This is a genomic window from Nostoc sp. FACHB-133, from assembly GCF_014698055.1.
Lineage (GTDB): Bacteria > Cyanobacteriota > Cyanobacteriia > Cyanobacteriales > Nostocaceae > Nostoc.
On sequence record NZ_JACJSH010000012.1, the window covers coordinates 121,247 to 145,366 of the forward strand.

The 24,120-nt window shown below is 41.6% G+C and carries 19 protein-coding genes and 1 tRNA gene; 6 read left to right on the forward strand and 14 right to left on the reverse strand.

The genetic code is table 11. The annotated features are described in order from the left end of the window. Positions 1-50 precede the first annotated feature (50 nt). Entirely contained in the window at positions 51-1,034 is a 984-nt protein-coding gene (locus H6G86_RS12695) for a CHAD domain-containing protein (RefSeq protein ID WP_190934629.1), read from the forward strand. 358 nt (positions 1,035-1,392) lie between these two features. Here the strand turns inward: H6G86_RS12695 and H6G86_RS12700 are convergent, their stop codons facing one another. Continuing rightward, on the reverse strand, positions 1,393-4,704 hold the full coding sequence (locus tag H6G86_RS12700) for a GAF domain-containing protein (protein ID WP_190934630.1): 3,312 nt from the start codon (positions 4,702-4,704) through the stop codon (positions 1,393-1,395). 256 nt (positions 4,705-4,960) lie between these two features. Next, positions 4,961-6,148 (reverse strand): TRC40/GET3/ArsA family transport-energizing ATPase, encoded by a 1,188-nt coding sequence (locus tag H6G86_RS12705; protein WP_012411082.1) that lies wholly within the window; start codon positions 6,146-6,148, stop codon positions 4,961-4,963. A gap of 313 nt (positions 6,149-6,461) precedes the next feature. On the opposite strand from H6G86_RS12705, the gene H6G86_RS39505 reads away from it, so the two are divergent. Next, the gene (locus H6G86_RS39505) at positions 6,462-6,584 is read left to right on the forward strand and encodes a hypothetical protein (protein WP_277883587.1); all 123 of its coding nucleotides are present in this window, start codon (positions 6,462-6,464) and stop codon (positions 6,582-6,584) included. Here the strand turns inward: H6G86_RS39505 and H6G86_RS12710 are convergent. Further along, the gene (locus tag H6G86_RS12710) at positions 6,561-7,391 is read right to left on the reverse strand and encodes a peptidoglycan-binding domain-containing protein (RefSeq protein ID WP_190934631.1); all 831 of its coding nucleotides are present in this window, start codon (positions 7,389-7,391) and stop codon (positions 6,561-6,563) included. The genes H6G86_RS39505 and H6G86_RS12710 overlap by 24 nt on opposite strands. A 531-nt stretch (positions 7,392-7,922) precedes the next feature. On the opposite strand from H6G86_RS12710, the gene H6G86_RS12715 reads away from it, so the two are divergent. Next, complete coding sequence (locus H6G86_RS12715) at positions 7,923-9,110, forward strand: anion transporter (RefSeq protein ID WP_190934632.1); 1,188 nt, start codon at positions 7,923-7,925, stop codon at positions 9,108-9,110. A gap of 71 nt (positions 9,111-9,181) precedes the next feature. Next, positions 9,182-9,727, forward strand: coding sequence for an RNA 2'-phosphotransferase (locus tag H6G86_RS12720; RefSeq protein WP_190934633.1), 546 nt, complete (start codon positions 9,182-9,184; stop codon positions 9,725-9,727). Between the two features lie 608 nt (positions 9,728-10,335). Here the strand turns inward: H6G86_RS12720 and cobJ are convergent. The 4 genes from cobJ to H6G86_RS12740 all read right to left on the reverse strand — a co-directional run bounded on the left by cobJ (position 10,336) and on the right by H6G86_RS12740 (position 14,655). Next, complete coding sequence (gene cobJ, locus H6G86_RS12725; protein ID WP_190934634.1) at positions 10,336-12,063, reverse strand: precorrin-3B C(17)-methyltransferase; 1,728 nt, start codon at positions 12,061-12,063, stop codon at positions 10,336-10,338. 97 nt (positions 12,064-12,160) lie between these two features. Further along, positions 12,161-12,592, reverse strand: coding sequence for an NADPH-dependent FMN reductase (locus H6G86_RS12730; protein ID WP_277883588.1), 432 nt, complete (start codon positions 12,590-12,592; stop codon positions 12,161-12,163). Between the two features lie 133 nt (positions 12,593-12,725). Beyond that, complete coding sequence (locus H6G86_RS12735; RefSeq protein ID WP_012411090.1) at positions 12,726-13,115, reverse strand: hypothetical protein; 390 nt, start codon at positions 13,113-13,115, stop codon at positions 12,726-12,728. Positions 13,116-13,155: 40 nt separating this feature from the next. After that, positions 13,156-14,655, reverse strand: coding sequence for an acyl--CoA ligase (locus H6G86_RS12740; protein ID WP_190934635.1), 1,500 nt, complete (start codon positions 14,653-14,655; stop codon positions 13,156-13,158). A 236-nt stretch (positions 14,656-14,891) separates the two neighbouring features. On the opposite strand from H6G86_RS12740, the gene H6G86_RS12745 reads away from it, so the two are divergent. After that, positions 14,892-16,034 (forward strand): BMP family ABC transporter substrate-binding protein, encoded by a 1,143-nt coding sequence (locus H6G86_RS12745; RefSeq protein ID WP_190934636.1) that lies wholly within the window; start codon positions 14,892-14,894, stop codon positions 16,032-16,034. A 542-nt stretch (positions 16,035-16,576) separates the two neighbouring features. Here H6G86_RS12745 and H6G86_RS12750 read toward each other — a convergent pair. The 5 genes from H6G86_RS12750 to H6G86_RS12770 form a co-directional block, all read right to left on the reverse strand. Next, positions 16,577-16,831 carry a hypothetical protein gene (locus tag H6G86_RS12750; protein ID WP_190934637.1) on the reverse strand — a complete coding sequence of 85 codons (255 nt, stop codon included), beginning with the start codon at positions 16,829-16,831 and terminating at the stop codon, positions 16,577-16,579. Between the two features lie 491 nt (positions 16,832-17,322). Next, positions 17,323-17,395: transfer RNA gene (locus H6G86_RS12755), tRNA-Phe, on the reverse strand. A gap of 75 nt (positions 17,396-17,470) precedes the next feature. Beyond that, entirely contained in the window at positions 17,471-18,340 is an 870-nt protein-coding gene (locus H6G86_RS12760) for a metal ABC transporter permease (RefSeq protein WP_190934638.1), read from the reverse strand. 11 nt (positions 18,341-18,351) lie between these two features. Then, positions 18,352-19,128 (reverse strand): metal ABC transporter ATP-binding protein, encoded by a 777-nt coding sequence (locus H6G86_RS12765; protein ID WP_114085699.1) that lies wholly within the window; start codon positions 19,126-19,128, stop codon positions 18,352-18,354. 119 nt (positions 19,129-19,247) lie between these two features. Then, the gene (locus H6G86_RS12770) at positions 19,248-20,258 is read right to left on the reverse strand and encodes a metal ABC transporter substrate-binding protein (RefSeq protein ID WP_190934654.1); all 1,011 of its coding nucleotides are present in this window, start codon (positions 20,256-20,258) and stop codon (positions 19,248-19,250) included. 310 nt (positions 20,259-20,568) lie between these two features. On the opposite strand from H6G86_RS12770, the gene H6G86_RS12775 reads away from it, so the two are divergent. Beyond that, entirely contained in the window at positions 20,569-22,170 is a 1,602-nt protein-coding gene (locus H6G86_RS12775; protein ID WP_190934639.1) for an iron uptake porin, read from the forward strand. A 252-nt stretch (positions 22,171-22,422) separates the two neighbouring features. Here the strand turns inward: H6G86_RS12775 and H6G86_RS12780 are convergent, their stop codons facing one another. Then, positions 22,423-23,469: a DUF6745 domain-containing protein gene (locus tag H6G86_RS12780; protein ID WP_190934640.1), complete on the reverse strand. Its 1,047-nt coding sequence runs from the start codon at positions 23,467-23,469 to the stop codon at positions 22,423-22,425. Continuing rightward, positions 23,456-23,938: a DUF8820 family protein gene (locus H6G86_RS38655; protein ID WP_242064804.1), complete on the reverse strand. Its 483-nt coding sequence runs from the start codon at positions 23,936-23,938 to the stop codon at positions 23,456-23,458. The genes H6G86_RS12780 and H6G86_RS38655 overlap by 14 nt, the downstream gene beginning before the upstream one ends. Between the last annotated feature and the right edge of the window lie 182 nt (positions 23,939-24,120).

Here is a 24,120-nt window from a genome sequence, read left to right on the forward strand (position 1 = left end):
AACTAATGTTATTATGCAATAACCTCATGAGGTAGTAATTAAGCTCAATTATGAAATTAGCCACACAAAGCACGGTAAAAACTCTAGGGGACTACGCCTACCAAGCGATTCAAAAACACTTTAAGAAAACCTTGAAGTGGGAAAAATCAGTAAAGAAAGATGAAGATCCAGAAGCGCTTCATCAAATGCGAGTAGGAATGCGTCGTTTACGCACGGCTGTAACTAGGTTTGGACTAGCAGTGGATGTACCAAAACCAATCAGCGATAAAAATATTGGTAAAATAGCCCGTCGTCTTGGTAATCTGCGAGATTTAGACGTACTTAAAGAAAGTTTAGAAAACAATTACAAACCAAACTTACCCCACAAAGAACAGGAATCTTTACAAACAGCTTTCAACGCTTTAGCTAAACAACGTGAAGATGTACTATCAAGTGTACAGAAAACGTTAAAAGATGAATCTTACAAGTCTTTAAAAGAGGCATTAGATAAGTGGTTAGATAAACCAACTTATCAACCATTGGCATCTATTACTATCCAGCAAGTACTACCAGATTTACTTCTACCAGAAGTGAGTAACTTCTTATTACATCCAGGTTGGCTAGTTGGTACTCAACTTGTGGAAGCAGAGGTAAAAATTCACAAGAACTGGGAACCAGAAAAGGTAGAACAACAATTAACAACACAAGGCGAAATTCTGCATAGTTTGCGAAAAGAAGCTAAACGTATACGCTACCAGATGGAGCTATTTACAGACTTATATGGTGAGTCTTACGGAGCTTATATGACAGAAGTGAAAAATATCCAAGAAATTTTGGGTACGATGCAAGATAGTGCGGTCTTAACAGACTGGCTTGGCAAGGTATTTAAATCAGAAATTAAGACTGAGTTGCCTACCCTTGCTAGTTTGTTAACTGAAAATCGTTATCAGTCGTGGCAGCAGTGGCAACCCTTGCAAGAACGGTATTTGAAAGCTGAAACTAGGCATAGCTTTCATTTAACAATATTGCACCCACTTTCGGGAGTAATCAATTAAAAGTTGCTCTTTATTAGGCAAAGATTGAAGAAGGCAGGAGGAAGAAAATATGTTTTTTGCCCTCTGCCACTTTCTTTAGGAGTGACGTATTGATAGGTAAGACTAAATATAGATCAATACAGTTCAGATAAGACCAAAACACTTGTAGAGACGGCGATTTATCGCGTCTCAAAAACCCAAAATTTTTGCCAGTAGCCCTTAACTCAAGCGTATTGAAATATAGATGATTTTAAAAACCACATCTATCTTAGGGGCAATTCATGAATTGCCCCTACAGTATTGCTGTATTTCTCATCAAAGAATGATTTCTTCTGCTTCCTTCACCTGCCTTCAGCTTTACTATGGAAGTTAATTTTCTCTAAGATTTGGTAATTTGGCTCACCGGAATTTCAATCCAAAAATCTGTACCTAACCCCGGCTGAGAATCACATTTCAACACACCACCGTGTTTATCTACCACAATTTGATAACTTATTGATAACCCCAAACCAGTGCCTTTTCCCACTGGTTTAGTAGTGAAAAATGGGTCGCAGATTCTTGCCTTCAGAGCTTCGGGTATTCCTGAGCCATTATCTGCAATGCGAATTACTACGCTCTTGATATTGCCTTCAAGTTCTCCGATAGCAGTACGAATAGTAATTTGACCGCTATGAACTTTTGATGGAGATTCTCTGTAATCTTCAAGAGCATCGATCGCATTGCTTAAAACATTCATAAATACTTGATTCAGTGGCCCGGCATAGCATTCTACTAAGGGAAGCTCACTGTATTCTTTGACTAATGTAATAGCCGGACTTTCTGGTTTTGCTTTCAAACGATGTTGCAAAATTAGCAAAGTGCTATCAATGCCCTCATGAATATCAACTGGCTTCATTTCTGCCTCATCAAGGCGAGAGAAATTCCGTAAACCCAAGACAATCTGACGGATGCGATCAACCCCAATTTTCATGGAAGATAGAGTTTTCGGCAAATCCTCAATGAGAAATTCTAAGTCTATCTCGAAGGTGCGATCGCGAATCTCAGGGCTGGGGTTAGGGGTATTTTGTAAATACAGGTCTAGTATACTCAGTAAATCTTGGGTGTAATCGTTAACATGATTGATGTTGCCATAAATGAAGTTAACGGGGTTATTAATTTCGTGAGCAACACCAGCTACCAGTTGACCTAATGAGGACATTTTCTCAGTTTGGATCAGTTGGGTTTGAGTTTGCTTTAAATCATGCAGAGCTTGAGTCAGCTTTTCTGTCTGCTCTTTGGTTTGATTATGTAATTGGGCTTGTTGGAGTGCAACCCCAAGCTGATTGGCAATTTGAGTGATAAACTTAATTTCCGAGGCTTCCCAATGGCGGGGTGCAGAGTTCTGATAAGCTGCTAACAAGCCCCATAGCTGCTGCCCGATAAATATAGGTGCGATCACATAAGCCCTTGCTTGAATTTGCTCTAGAACTGCAACGTGGCATTGAGAATGTCCAACTTGATAAATATCATCCACTGCAAAGGTTTCATTGTGACGATATCGGCCACCTTGGGTTTCCTGCAAATAGCTATCTTGCCAAACTGTCTTAGTATCATAACCTACTAGTTTTACCCAACCATCACCGACAAACTCGGCAATATATTCACCACTCCAATCAGCCTGGAATTGGAAGACTGCAACTCGATCGGCTTGTAGTGATTTACAGATTTCTTGGGTGGTTGTCTGAAAAATCGCATCTAGATCGAGAGATTCTCTAACTTTCGCCACAACTTCAAACAATACCCGTTGTTGTTCTGCTGCTTGTTGTAAATTTAACGTCTGTTGTCGTGTCTGGGTGAGTAATTCAGCTTGCTGGAGTGCTACGCCCATTTGGGCAGCAATCTGAATGAGAAAGTTAACTTCAGAGGCTTTCCATTGTCGGGGACCAGTGTGTTGATAAGTTGCCAGCAAACCCCAAAGTTTTTGCCCAACAAAGATCGGAGCAAGCACAAAAGCGTGAATTTGAAACTGCTCTAGGTTGTCGATATGACACTTAGCAAATCCCATCTTGTAGATGTCATCGACTGCAAATGTTTCATTCTTGCGGTAGCGTCCTCCCTCTGTATCTTGTAAGTAGGTGTCATTCCAAATTGTATTAATACCTAGTTCTGACTCATTCGACCAATATGGGCTAGCAGCCTCGAAATCACCGACAAATTCACCACCCCAATTAGAATCGAAACGATAAACAGAAACGCGATCCGCTTTGATTAATTGACAAACTTCTTTAGTGGTGGTTTGAAAAATGGTATCTGTGTCCAGAGATTCTCGAATCTCGGCAATAACCTTAAACACAGCTTGTTCTTGTTCCGATGACCGCTTTAACTCAACTGTGCGTCTTTTAACTTGTTTTTCTAAATTTTCATTGAAGACTTGTACTTGTTGCTGTAATTCATATTGCTGAATTGCTGAAGCAAAGTGTTTACCTAGATTTTTAGCCAGTTCAATCTCTTCATTCGTCCATTTTTGAGCTTGTGCTTTTTTAGATTCGCGCCAAACCTCAAACGATCGCCGGGGGTACAGTTGCCTTTGATCGCTGTCATACTGTCCTGCCCATAAAGTCTCTGTATCTACTTCATTGCGGAAAATACTTAAGTAGCCCAGCAACTGCTGACGATACTGGAGTGGGATTGTCAATATGCCGCGAATTTTAGTTGGTTGAAAAGCAACTTGTAAACTTCGCAACTCAGGGCTATTATATATGTCTGAAATTGCCCAAATATCGTAATTGCCAGACTTATAGTGTTCTTGCCAGATACCATACTGCTCTATTAGGGGATATATGGTTTGTTCTGGCATTACAGGTTGCTGTCCACAGATAAAAAGCTTAATACAAGTGTTTCCTGGTATTAAGCATTCTGTTAAGCTGGTCATGTTGCCATTGTTGAAATCAAAAGCTTCATTTCTAATGCAAAGCCTGCCACCAACACCATTAAAGGCAGTAACAGCCGCTTCTAAAGCTGGTTGTAATACAATGGTCGGTAGTGAATGCAGCAGGGTAGCAATGCGGTTAATGATAGTTTCTTGTTCGGCTGTTTTGCGGACTTGAGTGAGCAGGGTACTTTGAGCGATCGCTACAGAGAGTTGTTCTACCACCATCTGCACTGCTTCTAGTTCATATTCTGAAATCAAACGCGCTTCAGAATTATGAGAAACCAGTAGCCCCCAGAGTTGATCTTGATAGAGAATAGGCGCTACTACAGAGGATTTTACCCCCATTGCCGTCAAATATTCAATATGGCAGGAGTCTACAGAGCGGTAACGGATCTCCTCTGAGACAGTTTCTCCATTATCCAAGTCACGTAAGTGAATTTGACCAATTTCTTGAGTATCAACATTCACAACAGAACGCACCCGTAATTTGAGAAATAGCTCACGGGCGCTGAGTGGAATATCATCTGCTGGGAAATTCAGCCCTAGTAATGACGGTAAACGATTATTGTAAATTGACTCAGCAATGACCTGACCGCTACCATCGGCATGAAATTTGTAAATCATCACTCGGTCAGTTTTTAGTAGCGATCGCACCTCTGCCGTTGTGACTGTGATAATTTCTTCTAACTCTAAGCTTCGTCGGATACGGTTTGTAATCCGGCGTAGTAAACTTTCTTCCTGGCTATATAAAGGTAAATTTGGTTCAGGATTGGAGGCCATTGCTTATAGAAAAATCAATTAGTAGCTTGCAAAATGAAATTATTAAATCTAAAAACATTGTGAAATTTATTTCATCAATTTGTCTTCAGTAAAACTACGGTCTAATTACTAGTGAAAATATTTATTTGGCTTTTTTAAAAATTTATCAAAAAATCATGAAAAAAGACGCTAAAAAATTGCGTCTATACTAGCTATTAAGATAAAGCTTTTGCTTGTTAGTTACAACTTTTTGTTGATAGAGAAACATTCAACAAAATTAAACTCTTGTGTTGTCAGCAAAGCGGATTTTGAGATAGTCATCTTCCATCTTTGCCCCTCCTGGTTGTAGTGCTGCTAAGGCTTGTGGCAAAACTAAGTTACGACGATGGTTGCCAATAGTAATATTTAATTCGTCTCCGGTTTTACTTAGTTGAACTTGGTCTTTAGGAATACCAGGTAGATAAATTTCTAAGCTGTATTGATTTTCCTCTTGCACGACTCTAAGAGTAGTTTCTTTGTAATAAACCTGAGTCGGATCTTCATCTTTATAAAGAGTTTCCTTGAGGCGTTCCAATGCAGCTAATCCACACATTTCTTCAGAAAATAGGGGAACTTCTTTCACTGGTAGAGGGTGGAAATTATCATGAATTTCCTGGCGATATTGTTCCTGACTTTCCTTCCAACGTTGGAAAAAGGGATCTTGGACAACGCTTGGAATAATCCGATTAGCCACTACTAAATCTGTTGCAACATTATACAAACTCAGATAAGCATGGGCACGCAGAGACTCTTTAATCACCATCTTTTCAGGATTGGTGACTAGACGTACTGAGGTTTGGGTATTGTCTGTTAATACTTTTTCTAGAGCTTCAATTTGTTCATAAAACTCATAAGGTGCATCCATCACCTCTTTATCGGGTAGCGAAAAACCAGCAATTGGTCTAAAAAAAGGTTCAACCAGAGGGCGAAGTGCTACCGAGATGTTTTGAAATGGTTTGTAAAAACGGCGCATATACCAACCACCAACTTCAGGTAGACTCAGCAAACGCAGTGCAGTGCCGGTGGGGGCTGAGTCGATAATTAATACATCAAACTCACCTTCATCGTAATGGCGTTTCATCCTTACCAAACCAAAAATCTCATCCATGCCTGGCAAAATCGCCAATTCTTCCGCCTGTACGCCGTCTAAACCCCTCGCCTGTAAAACTTGGGTAATGTAGCGTTTTACAGCACCCCAGTTTCCCTCTAGTTCTTGCAGCGCATCCAGTTCTGCACCCCACAGATTTGGGCGAATTTTTTGGGGTGCGTGTCCTAGTTCTATGTCAAAACTATCAGCTAGGGAATGAGCCGGATCTGTACTTAAAACCAATGTCTGATAGCCTAGTTCTGCACAACGGAGCCCAGTTGCAGCAGCAACGGAAGTTTTGCCCACGCCGCCTTTACCAGTCATTAAAATTACACGCATAGATGCTTCTATCCTGCCTGAGAATTTTTTACATTTATTTACATTATCGACTGTTTAAGGAAAATAAATGTTGTCTCTAGGCATGAACAGCATCTAAATCTAGGGCGCGATCGCGGCAAAAGCCTTGCGCCCGTAGCGTCTGGTCTATTTACCTGAAAATCGCTGTAATTCTCAGCCAGTTTCGTTTTTAGAACTGCGATCGCAAATATCCACATCCACTTTAGAGGATGTTTGAAAAGTCATCTTGTCGGTATCAAAAGTTCTAGATCCTCCTAAATCCCCCCTTCAAAATGTGGGTTAGGGGGATCTCAAAGTGCCTAAAGTCACTGCAAAACACTTTTCAAACAACCTCTTAGTCTCACCACAAAAGCTACTAGAGGCTTTGGAAGTTATCCAAGAGCGATCGCTTTGTTTACTTTTTATTCCAGAGACTTAAAAATGCTTGAGAGATAGCTGGGGTAATTTGACTTTGTAAGTGATTTAGTGCATCACGATGGTTTTGATTATTGTCATCATAATAAATGAACAAATTTGTCAGCTTGACAATCTCAGGATTTTGATCGTTTGTCCCTCTCCATTTATTGGTAACTTTGTGTAAAACGTCCTTGGGTAGGTTTTGTTGTAAGTTATTTAACGCTGCGATGTAAGAAGGATTTTGAGGATTCTTTTTGAACTGGAAGCACAAATCTATCAGCTTGAGTTGTGATTGTGGCGGGGTTGGAGGCTTATCTGTTAGGTTAGCCTGCTGTAGAATTTGACGCTGTTCAAAAGTGGCAATTCCATTTTCAGTTAAACCCTGAGATTTCTGAAATTTCTTGACTGCTGTATAAGTGGCTGGCCCATAAAAAGGCTTGTCTGGAGGAATTTCGGCAGGGGTTGCAAAACCGTGAAATTTCAATCTATTCTGAAGCCCTTTGACTGTCTCTTCCATTACAGTTCGAGTCTCAGCATCAGCGTTACCATTTACCACAAGTTTTTGTGAGTACTGCTTCTGAAACTTTTTAATTGCTTCTTCAGTAAGATCGTCTGTTAATGAGTTGTTATTGCGCTTCCAGGGAGCGAATTTAGTCAGATCCGGCTTCGGATCAATCTCAGGTGCTAAATATCCCAGCCCGATCAAAATATGACGGATGACTTCAGGGCTACTAATGGCCATGCTCTTCGATTCCTTTGCTACTAAACTACCATTTAATGTATCTGGTTTTACAAAAATTAAGTAAGTAGAGATAAATAAATCTAACATATCTTTTTTGCAAGGCGTTCCAAAAGTTAAGCGATGTGTCACACCAAGTTGCTTTTCTAGAAGAGGTTCGGCGTAAGTAACTAAACATCTGGAAAAAGAAAAGTGGTTTTAAGTCTTGGTGAGCGATCGCGATCGCTTATTTTCAACTATTGATGATGATACTACGTGCTAAGGGCATACATCTTAAGTCAATACGGTTCGGTTAAAGGGGAAAGGGACTCATGTTTTGAATACATCCTTTCCCCTTTAACCCTTAACCTTTACCCAGACTACAAGGAAAGTGAAAAATGCTTATCCGAACCGTATTGCATCTTAAGTGACATACTCCTACACTTCGCACTCGTTCGGTAACGCATCAACGAAGCGTGAAAGCACTTGATTGGTTGAATGTATTTTTAGCAGATATTCAGGATCTATGGCTGCGATCGCAACTCTTGTCTTAATTTTCTTCTGGTTTTCATGCCCGAAACTAAATCTACAGCCTATCCGGTAAGCTCTAAATCGGGGCTTGCTACGTTTAGGGAATGAGCAATGGTAGTTTTGCGATATCTCGTGATTATTATCACCTACATCGGGCTAGGATTAGGATACTTGCCCGGACTGCGGATGAATCGGGCGACGATCGCCATTGTTGGTGCTGCCTTGTTAATGGCATTGGGAGTACTAGATTTGCCTGCGGCGTGGGGTGCGATCGACTACAAAACACTAATTTTTCTATTTGGCATGATGGTAATCAGCGCCAATCTCGCCGCCTCTGGTTTTTTCCAGCTTGCCCTTGATTATACAATCCGCCGCATCCACAGCCCATTTGGATTACTAGTGGTGTTAACTTTTGGCAGTGGCATCCTCTCAGCACTTTTTCTCAATGATACGATTGCTCTAATTTTGACACCTTTAGTAGTTGGTATTACCCAATTGCTCAAGCTTAAACCTATCCCTTATTTGCTGGCGCTAGCAGGTGCAACTAACCTCGGTTCCGTTGCTACCTTGAGCGGTAATCCTCAAAATATCTTGATCGGTTCCTTTTCTGGCATTAGTTATCTAGATTTTGCGAAAGCATTAACACCACTTGCGTTGATTTGTTTGACGATTCAGGTAGGTTTATTGTGGTGGTTATATCCAGAGGTGCGATCGCTTCGTCCTTACTTAAAAGTAAAACCCCCGCGTTATCACATCTTCAAGCCACTGTTAATTAAAAGTCTATTGATTACCACCGGATTACTAGTGGCATTTTTAATCGGAATTCCTACTGCTGAAGTTACCTTAATTGCTGCCGCACTATTACTAGTAACGCGCCGCCTCAAGCCTGAGCGAATTTTACAAAAGGTAGACTGGGATTTGCTATTAATGTTTTGTGGACTGTTCATGCTTACCGAGGGTGTGCAAAAACTTGGTTCTTTAGAATGGCTTTCTCATTTTGTTGACAATCCCTTGAGCATTTTAGGAATAACGGCGTTGCTATCAAATTTAGTGTCGAATGTACCGGCTGTACTGCTACTACATCACTTAATTCCCCATCCCGACACCCGCACTTGGCTACTACTAGCGGCGGCTTCAACACTGGCAGGAAATCTCACCCTGTTGGGTTCAGTGGCAAACTTGATTGTGGCAGAGGCTGTTGCTAAACAAGGCTATCGACTCACTTTTGGGGAACATTTGCGATTTGGGCTACCGCTAACTGTTATCACCTTGATACTTACCTATTTTTGGATTGCTTAAAATCATCAATGAAAATCGTAATGTAACATATAAATGTACAACTGTAGCATAAATCTATCAATTACAAGCAAATGAGTGATTCTCGCCTCGTCAAAATCAGCAAATATCTCAGCAAACATCTGCGACATGCGCCGGATGCAATTGGAATAAAACTTGCTCCTGGTGGTTGGGTTGCTGTTGATGAATTAATTACGGCTTGTGCTAAAAACAAGTTTTCGATTACCCGTCAAGAATTAGAGGCAGTAGTAGAATCTAGCGAAAAACAACGTTTTTCTTTTGATTTGACAGGTACTCTGATTCGGGCTAACCAAGGACATAGTGTAGAAGTCGATTTACAATTAGAACCCGCTGTTCCCCCAGATGAGCTTTATCATGGCACGGGACACAAATCTGTAGATTCAATTATGGAAACAGGACTTTGCAAAATGTCACGGCATCATGTCCATTTATCAAAGGATATTGCAACAGCACAAACTGTTGGTGCAAGACATGGAAAACCAGTGGTTTTTGCTATATCTGCTGCCACAATGCATCAGGCGGGTTACATCTTCTATTGTTCTGATAATGGTGTTTGGTTAGTGGATCGTGTACCACCTGAGTATCTCCAAAAAATTTGAATTTTCATCGGTTGTTAAGAGTGATTTAGAAAGAAACACTTGTAGAGACGGCGATTTATCGCGTCTCAAAACCCCAAAATTTTTGCCAGTAGCCCTTAAATGAACCGTATTGGGTTATAAAGATAGCAATCACCTATGTATAGATACAAAAAAGTCCGCTTTCGCGGACTTAAATAAGGGCTTCTGTCACTTTTTCGGCTACAATCATGTATGAATCATGATGCTTTTATTGTTAATTATTGACCTCAAAAAATCAAGATATTTCAGCTAAGATAATGGACATATTTACTGGAATTATATCTTTTTACAAATACTCAAACTGATTAAGTTTTAATTGTATAAAATAACTTTTATTTTTATTTTATTTTTATAAAAAACGAATTTATAATAACACGAATTGACTTAATTGTAAAAGTATATTTGGACAAAATACAGATATATATGTCTTTTGAAAGTTCAATATTTACAAGGTTTTTATATTAAAAAGGTAAAGGTGGTCAGGTATAACAGCCCCAGGAATGAATTCCCAGTCCTGGGGTTTTATTATGCGATCGCACAGAAAAATGGATTTAACCCCAGCAAAGGAGAAGTTTGCCTTGTTTTTACGCTTATTCTTCCGTATAACGGCGCGGCGTATAAACCCAGAAATTACCATCGCTGCGTTTGATGGTTCGGGTTTTTGTGGAACCAACGAGAATAATTGTTCGCATATCAGCGCTTGCTGGTGTTAACTGGTCAAGTGCGATCGCTTTCACCGTCTGTCCTGGTCTGCCGAGATTCCGCGCCAATACTACCGGGGTATCCGGTGTTCTATGTCGCAGCAAAATATTTCTTGCTTCTGCTAATTGCCAAGTACGCTCTTTGGAAACAGGATTATAGAAAGCGATTACGAAATCAGCCTCGGCAGCAGCAGCAATTCGTTGTTCGATGGCAGACCAAGGCTTCAAGATATCAGACAGGGATATAGCACAGAAGTCATGTCCAAGGGGCGCACCAATGGCTGCTGCTGCTGCCTGCATAGCTGAAATACCTGGTGCTACATGAATGTCGATACTATCCCATTCGGGTTTGGCATAGCGATCGCACACTTCAAAAACTGCTGTTGCCATTGCATAGATACCAGGGTCGCCAGATGAAACCACAGCGACATATCGCCCAGATGCTGCCAAATCAAGGGCCATTTTTGCCCGTGCTTCTTCTTCGCGGTTGTCAGACTCATGCCGTTGCTTGCCATCAGCCAGAGAACCGATTAAATCTAAATAAGTTTTATAACCCACTAAATCAGTTGCCGACTTGAGTATCTCCTTGACTTCTGGAGACATCCATTGCGAACCACCAGGCCCCGTACCAATAATCGCTAACCTTCCGCGTGGCTGACCGATGGTGTTGGGGTCAATTGGTTGGGGGGCAATGGCGATCGCAACATCAGGAGATGAGGAAGATAATGGAGATGTGCCTGTGGCGGCGATCGCAACTGCTTGGGTAGGGCTATAACCTTGTGATAACAGACCTTCTAGCTGATTTGGGGTAAAAAAGCGGGCAGGTACTCCCAAGGCGCTAGCTACAGCACGAATTCCGGGATCGGCTGCGGCAGCGATGGGTGCAAATATCCCGGCGACTGATATTTTTTCTAGTTTGGTATCAACTAGTAGCTGCTGTACTAAAGCTACTGCATCATCAATGATGCCATTAATTGCGATCGCTACAGTTTTGGGGTGATACACAAGACAGTTGGCTGTAGGAGTTACCAAACGTTCCGTAACTTGGATGGTCAAATCTCCATTGGGATTTATGGGTAATTTACTATCACTCAACCAAGGCGCTATGCCTTCTAGTCTGACTTCTGCCCCAGCTAGCACATCTGAAATAAATTTCTTAGCATCGTCTGGGTTTGCTAAACGGTATCCGGGGGGAGGAGACAAGAGCGTTGTACCCAAACGTAAATCACCTGTAGTTGTAATTGCAGGTTTAACATCAAGCGCTTCGGCAATGAGGCGGGCCAAATCGTTTACCCCACCAAGTCCGCCCAAGAGTGGGACAACAGCACTACCATCTTCAGCCACAGCTAGCACTGGTGGTTCCTGCTGTTTATCCGAGAGTATGGGAGCTAGTGTCCTAATTAAAATTCCGGCGGCACAAATGCCAATTAGCGGCGTTCCCTGAGCAAATAACTCGCGTAACGTGTCGCCAAAATTAGTAAAGCTGACATCCACTCCCGATGTGCGACCCGCTAAACCGTATAGCGTCGCCCCAGGTAGAACGCTGATTATTTTGCGTGCTACTGTCACGCTATTTTGACCTAGTACTACAATGGCGGGTGCAACGTTCATGCTCATAAGTAGATATCTTGCAAAATTCGATATCCTTCAAATGAAACCACAGATTTAGTCATGAAAAAATGATAACTGTAGCTAAATACTTATCCTGGCTTGATTAGAATGGGTTTCCTTTTTCAAATCTTTGTCGTTGCAATGCTTCTTCGTACCACTCTAATTCATCCAAAAATTGACCGACTCTCTTCGTCAAAGCGATCGCCTGTGATGTACCTGCTTCATCCAGAGATTCTCCAATTTTAGAGATGGCAAAAATACTTGAAATCGTAGTCATTCCCATCTCTGACAGAAAAGAACGTAACTGTATTGCTGCCCGTACTCCTCCAAAGCCACCAGCTGAGTAAGAAACAATACTAGCCGGACGGAAAAAGTATTCTTCTAAATAATGATCCATCAGGTTGCTCAACCCTGGCTGAATGGAATGGTTATACTCTCCCGCAATAACTACAAAACCGTCTCCTGTTCGGATATGTTCTGCCGGTTCTTCCATCTTTGCAGTGTTTTGAAGCTCATGAGCAATAATTTTTAACAACGTCTAGCCACAAGTTGAATTAACCATATACTTACAGCGTCAGATTGCGACAAGCTGATGTGTGTTTAGACATTTGGGTAATTAGGGGTGCGATCGCATTTTTTAATTTCAGAAAATGCGATCGCTTCTTGTTTCAATTCGCTTTCCGCTCTTTGAGGACTTGATCTAGCAAATTTCTTGCAGGTTGGGCTTTAGCCAACGCTATTTGATGGTCATTGTAAGCCCGCACAAGGCGAGAAAGACTGCTCACACCTGACTTGAGTTGCTCAAGTTCTTCACCAGCAACCAGTTCTCCATCAAGCATCCGCCCAATTAACGGTTTGATGTCGCCCACTTCCTGCCGGACTTTTTGGAGCTTTTCTAGGCTACTCAGCAAGGTTTTGAGTGAGTTCAAGATGTCGTCAATATCTTGCACATCCTCTACTTGTTCCGGCAAATCTTCAACTTTGACTGTATCTTCATCTGAGATTGTAGGCAATTCCTGTGCAGACATTTCAGTTTGAACCCCGTTTGACCGTGCCATTGACGCTTCCTCAAGGAATTTTCCTTAGTGTATCGCTGATTTAGCCTATGTTAAGCAATTTCGCCATAGCTAACCGTTGCAGTTTCCCCGTAGCACCACGAGGTAGTTGCTCCAAAATGTGAATTTGCTTCGGAACTTTGAAATCTGCCAACATAGTTGAACAGTGAGCTAAAAGTTCTTTTTCGCTAGCGTCTCCCTTGAGGACAACAGCAGCGTGGATATCTTCACCTAAAGATTTGTGGGGAATGGCAAAAGCTAAGGCTTCGGCGACGGCGGGATGGCGCAGCAAAACATCATCCACTTCTAAGGGAGAAATTTTTTCTCCACCCCGGTTAATTAATTCTTTAATGCGTCCAGTCAAGCGGAGATAGCCGTCTGCATCCACAGTACCCTGATCTCCAGTGCGGAACCAACCGTTGACAAAAGCTGTGGCGTTCGCTTCTGGGTTGTTTTCGTAGCCATCAATGACATTGGGTGCTTTGACCACCACCTCACCCAAGCTTCCCTGAGATAATAGGTTGCCTTCAGAATCCATAATGCCGACATCCACACCAAAGCCATAACCAACACTACCTGGTTTTCGCTCTTTTGGCGGTAGGGGGTTGGTAGTCATTAAGTGGGATGCTTCAGTCATACTGTAAGATTCCACCACAGGAGCATTAAGAGTTGACTCTAACTGTTCAATAATAATCGGGGGCAAGGAAGCGCTACTAGAGCGAATGAAACGAAAGCGATTAGCTTGGACAATTTCTGTGTTGCGGCTAGCGCGGGCCAAAATTGTCTGGTGCATGGTTGGCGCTGCGGAGTACCAGGTAGGTTTGTAGGTATCTACTAGTTTCCAAAACTCCAAGGCATTAAAACCATTGGGACAAATTAGTGTGCCGCCCGATGCTAGGGTTGACAGTAAACAACCCACTAATCCATGAACGTGGAACAGGGGCATTAGGCAAAGTGTAGTATCAGCTGCTGTGAGTGAGTAAGCACCAACGATGTTGTTGGCTGAGGCGATTAAGTTGCGATGACGAATCGGCACACGTTTGGGACGGCTAGTAGTGCCGCTAGTGTGAAGAATCATTGCTAGATCGTCAGCATTGGGGGCTGTGGAATTCGATGATTCTCTTGGTTTTGAGCCTGTTTTGACTAATTCAAAGCTCAATGTGCCGTCAGTATTTACCTTGGCATTAATCAGCATCATATTGGGTGTGACGGCGGCGATCGCTGCTTCTGGCTCCTCAGACAAAGTAATCAGGGCATTTGCCTGAGTATCTTCGTAGTAGTAAGCAAATTCGTCTTGTTTGTATTTGGGATTTAGGGGTGCAGCCGTGCCACACAGGGCGGCAGCCAAAAAGGTAATAGCCATTGGTGAACCGTTAGTCATGGCAATGGCTATGCGTTCTCCCCGTGTCAATCCAAAGCTGTTGAGTTGGGATACGAGTTCAACAATATTTTCGCGCAATTGCTTATAAGTTAGCGATCGCCCCCCAGGTGTAACGAGGGCTGAATGATTATCTTCCCCTGCTAAAAGCTCAAATAAGTTCATTAAAAACCTCCAGATTAGTAAAATTGGGCATTGGACATTGGTTATTAATGCTTCTACCTCATTCTCTTTTTTTCATTAAAAAGTATCGTGCTTTTGTATAATATCAACCATTATTTGATTTCTTTTGGTAGTAAGTTAACGGCAAAAAACAAGAGCTAAAATTAAGTCAAGAGTGTATCTGTCGTTACTAGAAATCAGAAAAATATTTTTCAGCAAGTAAACCCCATCAATAAAATATGGATCGTCGGAATTTTCTAAAGTATGTCACTTTAGCAGGATCTAGTTTTGCTTTAACGAGTTGTGTTCAAGGCAAAAATTCCAAATTGTCGGGTGAGGTTTCTCCCTCAGCGTCGCCTGTGGTGGTAAATGAACCTCTCAAGGTGGGATTTGTTTATGTGGGGCCTGTGGGTAATTTTGGTTGGACTTATGCCCATGATTTAGGTCGCAGAGATATGGAAGCCAATCTTAACGATAAAGTAAAAACTACCTTTGTCGAAAATGTCAATGAAGGTGCTGACGCTGAAAGGATAATTCGCCAACTAGCATTAGATGGTAACAAGTTGATTTTTACCACTTCCTTTGGGTATATGAACCCAACAATTAAAGTCGCTAAAGAATTTGGTGATGTTATTTTTGAACACTGTGCAGGATACAAACGTGCTGCCAATGTCGGCACTTATCTAGGACGTTTTGAAGAACCGCGTTACTTAACCGGCATGATTGCTGGCGAAATGACAAAATCAAATGTAGTTGGTTTTATTGGCGCATACCCAATTCCAGAGGTAATTCGGGGAATCAGTGCATTTACACAAGGAATGCGCTTAACAAATCCCCAAGCAAAAGTTAAGGTACTTTGGGTACAAAGTTGGTACGATCCAGCTAAAGAAAGAGAAGCAGCTATTGCTTTGGTCAATTCAGGTGCAGATATATTGACGCAGCATACCGACTCTGGCGCTGTTATCCAATTAGCTGAAGAAAAAGGCATTTATGCTTTTGGCTACAACAGTGATATGAGCAAGTTTGCTCAAAAAGCCCACCTGACATCAATTATTAACAAATGGGGCAAGTTCTATACAGATAAAGCCTTAGCTGTAATGAGTAATACTTGGAAATCTCAAAACGTTTGGGATGGCATTGGTCAAGGAATAGTGGATATTTCGCCGATGAATCAGGCGATTCCGGTAGAGGTACAACAACTAGTGAATGCGAAGCGCGATGAGTTTATTCAGGGTACTGCACATCCTTTTGATGGGCCGGTGAAAGACCAAAAAGGGGTGGTGCGAGTACCAAATGGTAAGGTGTTGGAAGATCGAGGACAATTGGCGATGGATTGGTATGTTGAGGGAGTTGAAGGGTCAATTCCCCAGAAGAAACTATAGTAAGTAATTCCATCGTTAGCGTTAACCTAGACAACATGGCGGAAATAAACCACCCATTCTAAATCAATGAAATGCTTACGATGTATTCATTTTTAATTTTTAATTTTTAATTTTTAATTCCGCCTTGCGGTACTAGTGTCTTATAGAGAAACGGCAATCATAAGAGAAGTTCAGATACTACCCTACGAATTATCTATGATCCAATACGGTTCAGTTAAGGCTTTACTCTTTGTCAAAGTGAATTTTTTAACGAACCGCAAAGGACGCAAAGGACACGAAGGAAGAGAAGAAATAGAAAAAAAATGCTTAACTGAACTGTATTGATCTATGATCCATGCGATCGCAAACCGCTATAGAGAGTTAAGAGTAAAAAGTTAGGAGTTGAGAGTTATTCTTTTCATCTCACTCATCCCCCCCTTTCAAGGGCAGGTTTTTAGAAAAGGGTAGAAGATAGAATAAAACATCGTGACATAAAGCAGGTCATAAACAAGTATTCAGGTTTAAACAGCTGCATAGCGATCATTAGCGCAAAGTTACCACATTTAAGTCAGCGACAGGCGAAGGTACTGGCAATGTGGAGTAATGGATCTGGGAATGATGCTTTTCCCCAGGTCTAACAACAGTAGCAGTATTTTTAGCAGAACTACTGGGTGAGAAAGAAAATACAGTCCGGCAAAGATTGAGGGAATGGTATCGAGACGCAGGTGATAAAAAAGGTAGTCATCGGCAAGAAATCGATGTGACAAAGTGCTTTGCACCAATGCTTTGTTGGATAGTTCAACAAGTATATAAGACATATCTTATAGCGCACCTTGGAACACATCACGGTTGATGCACGCTTGACTTCGATACCTATAGGTTTCCAGAGTACGCAATACTCACGGTTAGGCGATCGCAGTAACACGAGAATCTGTTGCTATGGCATTGCCTAACAATCATCGCTGTTGAGAACGGAGGACGACAATAGACTAGGGGTATGCGAGGGCGGGGGAACCACCCAGTAACGCTACGACTGTTGTCACTGCTGCAAACAAATACACACAACTTTGCACGGTTCTACGGCGTAGCGTTACTCTCTTCCTCACTCATCGTCATTGTCCGTTAACAGTGTGTACGTTTACCGTCAGGGTAGGGATAGTGAGAATCCTTACCCTTTTTTCTGTCTTGCTGTCAACGGTAGAGATAACGCGTGTTACCGCTACTAATGCTACCAACGATTTATTTATGTTGGATGCAAGTCTACTGCGAGTGGAAGCAGGATGCCAGAAGTGTTTTTGTCTGTAAGTGATGCCAGGAACCGGACTTGAACCGGTGACACGAGGATTTTCAGTCCTCTGCTCTACCAACTGAGCTATCCCGGCTGGGGCTTTTGTGAGCCACGATTAATCAATGTAGCAAACATCCCAAAATATAGCAAGCCCTTGGAGAAAAAAGATTTATGCAGCTTTCAAATTCAACTTAAACCAGATGAAAACGGCTATAAATAGCAGGAATTGTACAAGAACAATACTTGGGCCAGAAGCAAGGTTGAAAATACCAGAGACAATGATGCCAGCAATGCTGCTGATGGAACCAACTATGACCGATATGACTAGAAAGCGGCTAAAGTGGTGACTCATCAATTTGGCAGTAGAGGCGGGAATAACCAAAAAAGCGTTCACTAGTAAAACGCCGACAGCTTTAATCGCTACGGCAACGGCGAGTGAAAGCAAAACCACAAATACATAGCGATACAATTGGACAGGAACGCCTTGGACTTGTGCTACATCAGGGTTAAGGGTCAATAAAATTTGCTGTCGCAAGGTTGATAGTAAAAATATGCTACCTCCCACAAGTACTAACAGCGTCAAAATCAAATCTGTGGTATCGATCGCTAGAATATCCCCGAACAGCACAGCCATCAAGTTGCCGCGATATCCTTTAATCAAGCTAGTGAGAATCACACCGATCGCTAATGCCCCAGATAGCACTATGCTAAGGACACTATCGCTACCTAAGTCGGTTTTGTCGATGAAATAGAGAACAATAACCCCGAAAACCAAGGTAAAAGGTAACAGCATCCAAGTAGGATTTATTTGGAGTAGTACACCTAATGCCACACCTACTAATGCTGCATGACCAACGGCGTGGCTGAAAAAGGACAACTGGCGCAAGGTGACAAAACTACCCAACATCCCGCCAAGTATTCCCATTAACACAGCACCGACGATCGCACGCTGCATGAAGGGGAATGTTAACAAGCTTACCAAGTCATTACTACTGGCGATCGCAAGCCAAGCTATCTGACAATCATTGAAGAAATTCATATTTATAAGCTTTAATGTTGGTGCTGGTAACGGCTGAAACCTGGGCCGTATGTTGCTAACAGGTTTTGCGGTGAAAGGGCAATTTCCGGTTTACCAGTACAAACAATGCTTTGGTTAAGGCAAAGCACGCGATCGCAATGGCGATTTACCATATCAATATCATGAGAAACTTGTAATACCGTCCAACCCTCCTCTCGCTTTAATTCATTTAGCAAAGCGTAAAAATCTGCTGAACCTTGCACATCAACACCAGCAAAGGCTTCGTCGAGTACCAACAGTTTCCGAGGCATTACCAAACAATAAGCCAACAACACCCGCTTAAGTTGACCACCACTAAGAGTACCAATAGCTTGATGCTGTAAATGATAAGCATCGGTTCGCCGTAAAGCTTCTACTACTGCTGCCGATTTTTCTCTGTCTTGTTTCCACAGCTTGGAAAAAAATAAATCTCCCTTTTTTCCTTCTTTTGCCCATCCCAGTCCCACTAATTCGCTAACAGAAATAGGAAAGCTGCGGTCAAAGATGAAATTTTGAGGCATATAGCCCAATAAATGACGCAAACGCCCCAACCTTGCAATTGGGCGACCGAAAATTTCAATCGTACCAGCACTTCGAGGTATCAAATCTAAAACCGCTTTTACCAGAGTACTTTTACCAGCACCATTGGGGCCAACAATAGCTGTATCTGTTCCTGGTAACAATTCAAAAGAAACATCTCGAACAGCTAGATAACTACCTTGATAGACAGTTAATCCTTCTACTTTTAAAATAGCAATGTCATTAGTCATTGGTCATTAGCCATTAGTCATTGGTCATTGGTCATTGGTCATTGGTCATTGGTCATTGGTCGTTGGTCATTGGTCGTTAGTTTTTACAAAGGACAAATGACAAAGGACAAATGACAAACCTATTTACACGAAGTTTCCAAAATTTGTAAGTTAGCTTTCATTGCCTTGAAATAATGCTGCGGATCTGTTTCGCCAGTTTCTAGGGAATCCAGAGGACGCAAAGTTAATTTCAAGTCTTTGGAGAGGCTACTTAGGAGTTTATTATCTACTCCTGGTTCACTAAACAAAGCTTTAACTTTGTACTTTTTCACAGCATTGACTGCATTTTGCACATCAGTGGGTGAAAGTTGATCTTCGGGAATTTGCACCACAGCAACTTGCTTGAGGTTATAGCGTTTTGCTAAATAGGGAAACGCATCATGAAAGGTAATAAAGGTGCAACTAGGAGTTTTTTGTAAAGTCTGTTGAAATTCATTATTTAAACTTTCTAATTCTTTAATATAAGCCGCAGCATTTGCTTCATAAGTAGCTTTATTTGCCGGATCAGCAGCAATTAATCCATCCCGAATATTAGTTACCTGTTGTTTTGCCAAAACTGGATCTAACCAAACATGAGGATTACCTTGGGCGTGTTCGTGGTTTTCTTCCTCCTTCGCTGTTTTTACAACGGGTGAAATTTCATTTAAGGGTTTAATACCTTTGCTGGCATCAATTTCAGCTAATTTGGTATTTTGGGCATTTTTGACCGTATTTTCTAAAAACTCCTCTAAACCTAAACCATTTTTTACTAACACATTCGCGGTTGCGATCGCTTTGACATTTTCTGGTGTCGCTTGGTATTCATGTACCTCCGTACCAGGCGGCACTAGAATTTCTACATCTGCTACATTCCCAGCTACTGCCTTAGTAAACAAATATATAGGCAAAAATGTCGTCACAACTTTAGTTTTTCCTAATTGCGCTACCGGGGTGGATACAGTTGCCTGTGCTTGCGGTGACTGTTCAGGTATTGTTCCCTGATTCTGATTCGATTGGCTACAGCCAGCAATCATTGACAACATTAGTAGAGTCATTATGGACAAGATGCCGCTTCTTTGTCTTCCTCTGATCAGCCCTTTGCCATTGATCATCACGGTGTTTTCCTCCTCCAAATGGATGCAAGTCTATGAGACTTATTCTAAATTTTAGACTATAATAATTCTCATTCTCATTTCCAATACATAATATCATTCTCAGTTTCCTGTGTAATGAGTAACAACAAAACTTTGTCAAGTGGTACAGCCTCCGCAATTTAGTTTCCCTTGAATAATTAGGATTTCTTGACTTTTTTTGTTAAAAAGGTTGTTTCTTTCTGATAATATTACTGAGAAATATTTGCATGAAATACACGTTAAAAAAACGTGCTTTGGGTGTGAATTGAAGATCAGTGTGAGGAGAAAAATGCAAAATTTCTGGAAATATCTGCTAGTTAGTCCAGCAGTCTGCTGTGCAATGCTATTTGTGAATACTGCTGCATTTGCAGGTGAAACATCCGCTACGTCTGAAATCAATAAACCGCAAGTTTTAGCTAGTCCAGACACAAACACTCAGATAACAGGGCAAGTTACTTCCGTATCTCAATTTTCTGATGTACAACCTACTGACTGGGCATTCCAAGCATTGCAGTCGTTGGTTGAGCGATATGGATGTATTGCAGGATACCCAAATAGTACTTATCGTGGTAATCGCGCATTAACGCGATATGAGTTCGCTGCTGGTTTAAATGCTTGTCTCGATCGCGTTAACGAACTTATTGCTACAGCCACAGGCGATTTAGCTAACAAACAAGATTTAGCAACATTACAAAAGCTGCAAGAAGATTTTTCCGCAGAACTAGTGACACTCCGAGGTCGTGTAGATGCAGTAGAAGCTAAAACTGCTGAATTGGAGGCGAATCAGTTCTCAACCACAACCAAATTGCAAGGACAAGTTGTTGCTGTCGTTAGCGATGTTTTGTCAGGAAATACAGTGAACGGTGCAGAAATTACAGACAAAAATACAACTTTAGGGGTTAGGGCGCGGATAGAATTTGTGACCAGCTTCACAGGAAAAGATACACTGTTCACCAGAATCCAGGCTAATAATATTCTCAGCCCAAATATTGGTACGCCAGAGGGTAATTTATTCTTTGCTGGCGAGGACGGTACTACTAATGCTGCGATAGACGCGCTTTTCTACAGATTTCCGTTAGGTGAAAAAACAGAGGTTGTTGCGATCGCTAACGCAGGTGCAGCAGATGATCTTACCAGTACTGTTAATCTCTTTGATGGTGATGGCGCTTTTGGTGCTTTATCCACCTTTGGTACACGTAACCCAATTTATGGCCAGATCAACGGCGCGGGTTTGGGAGTAACACACGAGTTCAGTGATAAATTGGCACTGAGTTTAGGGTATTTGAGTGGTACAGCTAATGACCCTACACCCAATAATGGTTTGTTTAATGGATCTTACGGTGCGTTGGCACAGGTGACAGTTAAACCAAGCGATCGCATTTCTATTGGTTTAACTTACATCAATTCCTACAACCAACCACTACTCACTGGTAGCAATGCAGCAACTCTCGCGCCCTTAGATATAAATGGCGATGGTACCCTAGATTCCCGATTTTCCAGTAATTCTTACGGTGTCCAAGCATCCATCGGCATCACTAATAACATAGTTTTAGGTGGTTGGGCTGGATACACCAACAGCCGTACTTTGACTGGAAACCGTGGAGAAGTTGATATTTGGAACTATGCCGTTACCCTCGGCTTCCCTGACCTCGGTAAAGAAGGAAGTTTGGCTGGTATTATTGCCGGTGTAGAACCTAGATTAACAAGTTCTAATATCGCAGGATTAGATGCAGATCCCGATACATCCTATCATCTTGAGGCGTTCTACCAGTATAAGCTGAGTGACAATATCACTATTACCCCAGGAGTCATCTGGTTAACATCTCCAGATCATAACAATAACAACGATGATGTTGTGATTGGCGCACTTAGAACCACATTCAGTTTCTAATTTTCAAAACTCCAAAGAAAAGAAGACGCAAAAAATAAATTTGCGTCTTTTATAGCGGTTCTCAATTGCATGAAATACAAACCTAACCCCCAGCCCCTTCCCTAGCAGGGAAGGGGAGTAAGTCTCAAAGCCTCTCTCCTTTTAGGAGAGGTTTGGAGAGAGGTCAAAATGTATTGCTTCCATTCGAGAAGCACTATATTTTGTGTGTAGTCTCAAAAATAAAACCCAATAAAAAAGCTGGGCTTGATAAACTCAGGTTTGCACACCAAATGCCTCTGGGTCTACACCCCAATTCACCCAGCGAATTGCCTCACGCGCTGAGTTCATATTCGGTGGAACTCGCAAGGCGTGAATAAAGCCTGTACTGGGACAAGTCATTTTTAGTAAATGAATTGATCCTTCATCAACATCAGCATCAATTTTTAATAGAGTATATTCTTGCCAAGTATCTAATTCAACAGCTTGTAGTTCTTGGCAGATTCTAGTGTAACCAATACCCTGAATTAACACTCGGCGTAGTTCGGCGTTTTCCTCTGTTAAAAGCCAAGTAGCTTGCCATTGCTGCGGGTGGATTTTACCGTATTTTTCAGACAAGGTTACGCCGTGATAGGAGTAGAGGCTATATCCATCAGTAAATTCAATGGCGGGTTCACCTTCAGCGTGGAGGCGGTTTTGATTGTCGAAGCGCAGGTGAAGGGGGCGATCGCAGATAATACAAAGGTTTTCAAATGGAGAAATCCAACCACAAAATCTTGATAGAGACTGTAAGGTTTTCCATCTTATTTTGCTGTAAGAACAATTTAAGACAGATATATAAAAATCTAACCAACAACAATCACTAGCCAACTTTTGTGATTTTAACCAAAGACGATCTAAATTCATCTTAGGTTGAATTTTGAATTTTGATTTTTTTTCAAATACATATTCAGATATAATAAAATCTAGTCTAAAAATAGTTAATTGCCTAATAACCTGCCTATCTAGTTGATATAATGTTTTTGAACTTTTATTAACTAAAGCTGTAGAAATATAGTTAATTAAATTATTATTTAAATTTATGTTATTCGAATTTAATTTATTATTTCGTTTTTTAAGAATAATTTTCAAACCTGCATAAGGACTGTCACAAAAAATAATTTCCGGCTGTTGTTTACCGATCGCTGTATATGCAGCTTTAACGACTTCCGCCGCCTTTTCTTTATCAATTCGCTCAGTTGAAAGCGCGATCGCTCTCCACTTTTCCCGATAAACTGGAATCAAAGCCTCTTGCTCAGGCGTTAAATTTTCAATCAGCGACATATCGCCAACCTTCAGGCTCGTATTCTCGCTGAATTTTCACCATCCAATCACCTTGGGGAATAGAAATAGCTTTATGCTCCTCATGGGCTAGCAATGCCGACTCTGAAAACACACGTAAGTAAAGCGTGCTATCTTTATCGTATAATTCTGCGCTTCCCTCAGTAATGCGATGCTTATGCCTCGTAACTTCGCCTTCTGCCAAAGTTAAGTGAGGTATTTTTTGTCCTTCAATTTGCTGCACAGGCAGTAAAATTACATCACCTTGACGAATTGGTTTCATAGTTTTGCTTTCCTGACATGGATACAAACTCCACTTCGCTTTTGCTCTCAAGTTTGGTTTAATTTTGGCACAAGCTATATGAAAGTGGGAATTGGGAATGGGGCATTGGGCATTGGGCATTGGGCATTGGGTATTGGGCATTGGGCATTGGGCATTGGGCAATAAATAGTTATTCTTCCCAGTCCCCATTCCCCATTCCCCAGTCCCCAATCCCCAAATTTTAAAACTGTAGTCGCCAATTATGCGTTAGATAAGTTAAAGATTGAAATAGCTGGAAATTCACACCCAGCGTAGCCTTCTCTATCCTTTGGGACAGACTGGGCCACAAGTTCAGGGGATTTTCTCCCAAGCAGACAGTTTATGTGAGGATT

What these genes read in the sequence shown, in the direction of transcription:
- H6G86_RS12695 (WP_190934629.1), top strand. Translation starts at nt 51, where the DNA reads ATGAAATTAGCCACACAAAGCACGGTAAAAACTCTAGGGGACTACGCC.
- H6G86_RS12700 (WP_190934630.1), bottom strand. Translation starts at nt 4,704, where the DNA reads ATGGCCTCCAATCCTGAACCAAATTTACCTTTATATAGCCAGGAAGAA.
- H6G86_RS12705 (WP_012411082.1), bottom strand. Translation starts at nt 6,148, where the DNA reads ATGCGTGTAATTTTAATGACTGGTAAAGGCGGCGTGGGCAAAACTTCC.
- H6G86_RS12710 (WP_190934631.1), bottom strand. Translation starts at nt 7,391, where the DNA reads ATGTTAGATTTATTTATCTCTACTTACTTAATTTTTGTAAAACCAGAT.
- H6G86_RS12715 (WP_190934632.1), top strand. Translation starts at nt 7,923, where the DNA reads ATGGTAGTTTTGCGATATCTCGTGATTATTATCACCTACATCGGGCTA.
- H6G86_RS12720 (WP_190934633.1), top strand. Translation starts at nt 9,182, where the DNA reads ATGAGTGATTCTCGCCTCGTCAAAATCAGCAAATATCTCAGCAAACAT.
- cobJ (WP_190934634.1), bottom strand. Translation starts at nt 12,063, where the DNA reads ATGAGCATGAACGTTGCACCCGCCATTGTAGTACTAGGTCAAAATAGC.
- H6G86_RS12735 (WP_012411090.1), bottom strand. Translation starts at nt 13,115, where the DNA reads ATGGCACGGTCAAACGGGGTTCAAACTGAAATGTCTGCACAGGAATTG.
- H6G86_RS12740 (WP_190934635.1), bottom strand. Translation starts at nt 14,655, where the DNA reads ATGAACTTATTTGAGCTTTTAGCAGGGGAAGATAATCATTCAGCCCTC.
- H6G86_RS12745 (WP_190934636.1), top strand. Translation starts at nt 14,892, where the DNA reads ATGGATCGTCGGAATTTTCTAAAGTATGTCACTTTAGCAGGATCTAGT.
- H6G86_RS12750 (WP_190934637.1), bottom strand. Translation starts at nt 16,831, where the DNA reads ATGTCTTATATACTTGTTGAACTATCCAACAAAGCATTGGTGCAAAGC.
- H6G86_RS12760 (WP_190934638.1), bottom strand. Translation starts at nt 18,340, where the DNA reads ATGAATTTCTTCAATGATTGTCAGATAGCTTGGCTTGCGATCGCCAGT.
- H6G86_RS12765 (WP_114085699.1), bottom strand. Translation starts at nt 19,128, where the DNA reads ATGACTAATGACATTGCTATTTTAAAAGTAGAAGGATTAACTGTCTAT.
- H6G86_RS12770 (WP_190934654.1), bottom strand. Translation starts at nt 20,258, where the DNA reads ATGATCAATGGCAAAGGGCTGATCAGAGGAAGACAAAGAAGCGGCATC.
- H6G86_RS12775 (WP_190934639.1), top strand. Translation starts at nt 20,569, where the DNA reads ATGCAAAATTTCTGGAAATATCTGCTAGTTAGTCCAGCAGTCTGCTGT.
- H6G86_RS12780 (WP_190934640.1), bottom strand. Translation starts at nt 23,469, where the DNA reads ATGTCGCTGATTGAAAATTTAACGCCTGAGCAAGAGGCTTTGATTCCA.
- H6G86_RS38655 (WP_242064804.1), bottom strand. Translation starts at nt 23,938, where the DNA reads ATGGGGACTGGGAAGAATAACTATTTATTGCCCAATGCCCAATGCCCA.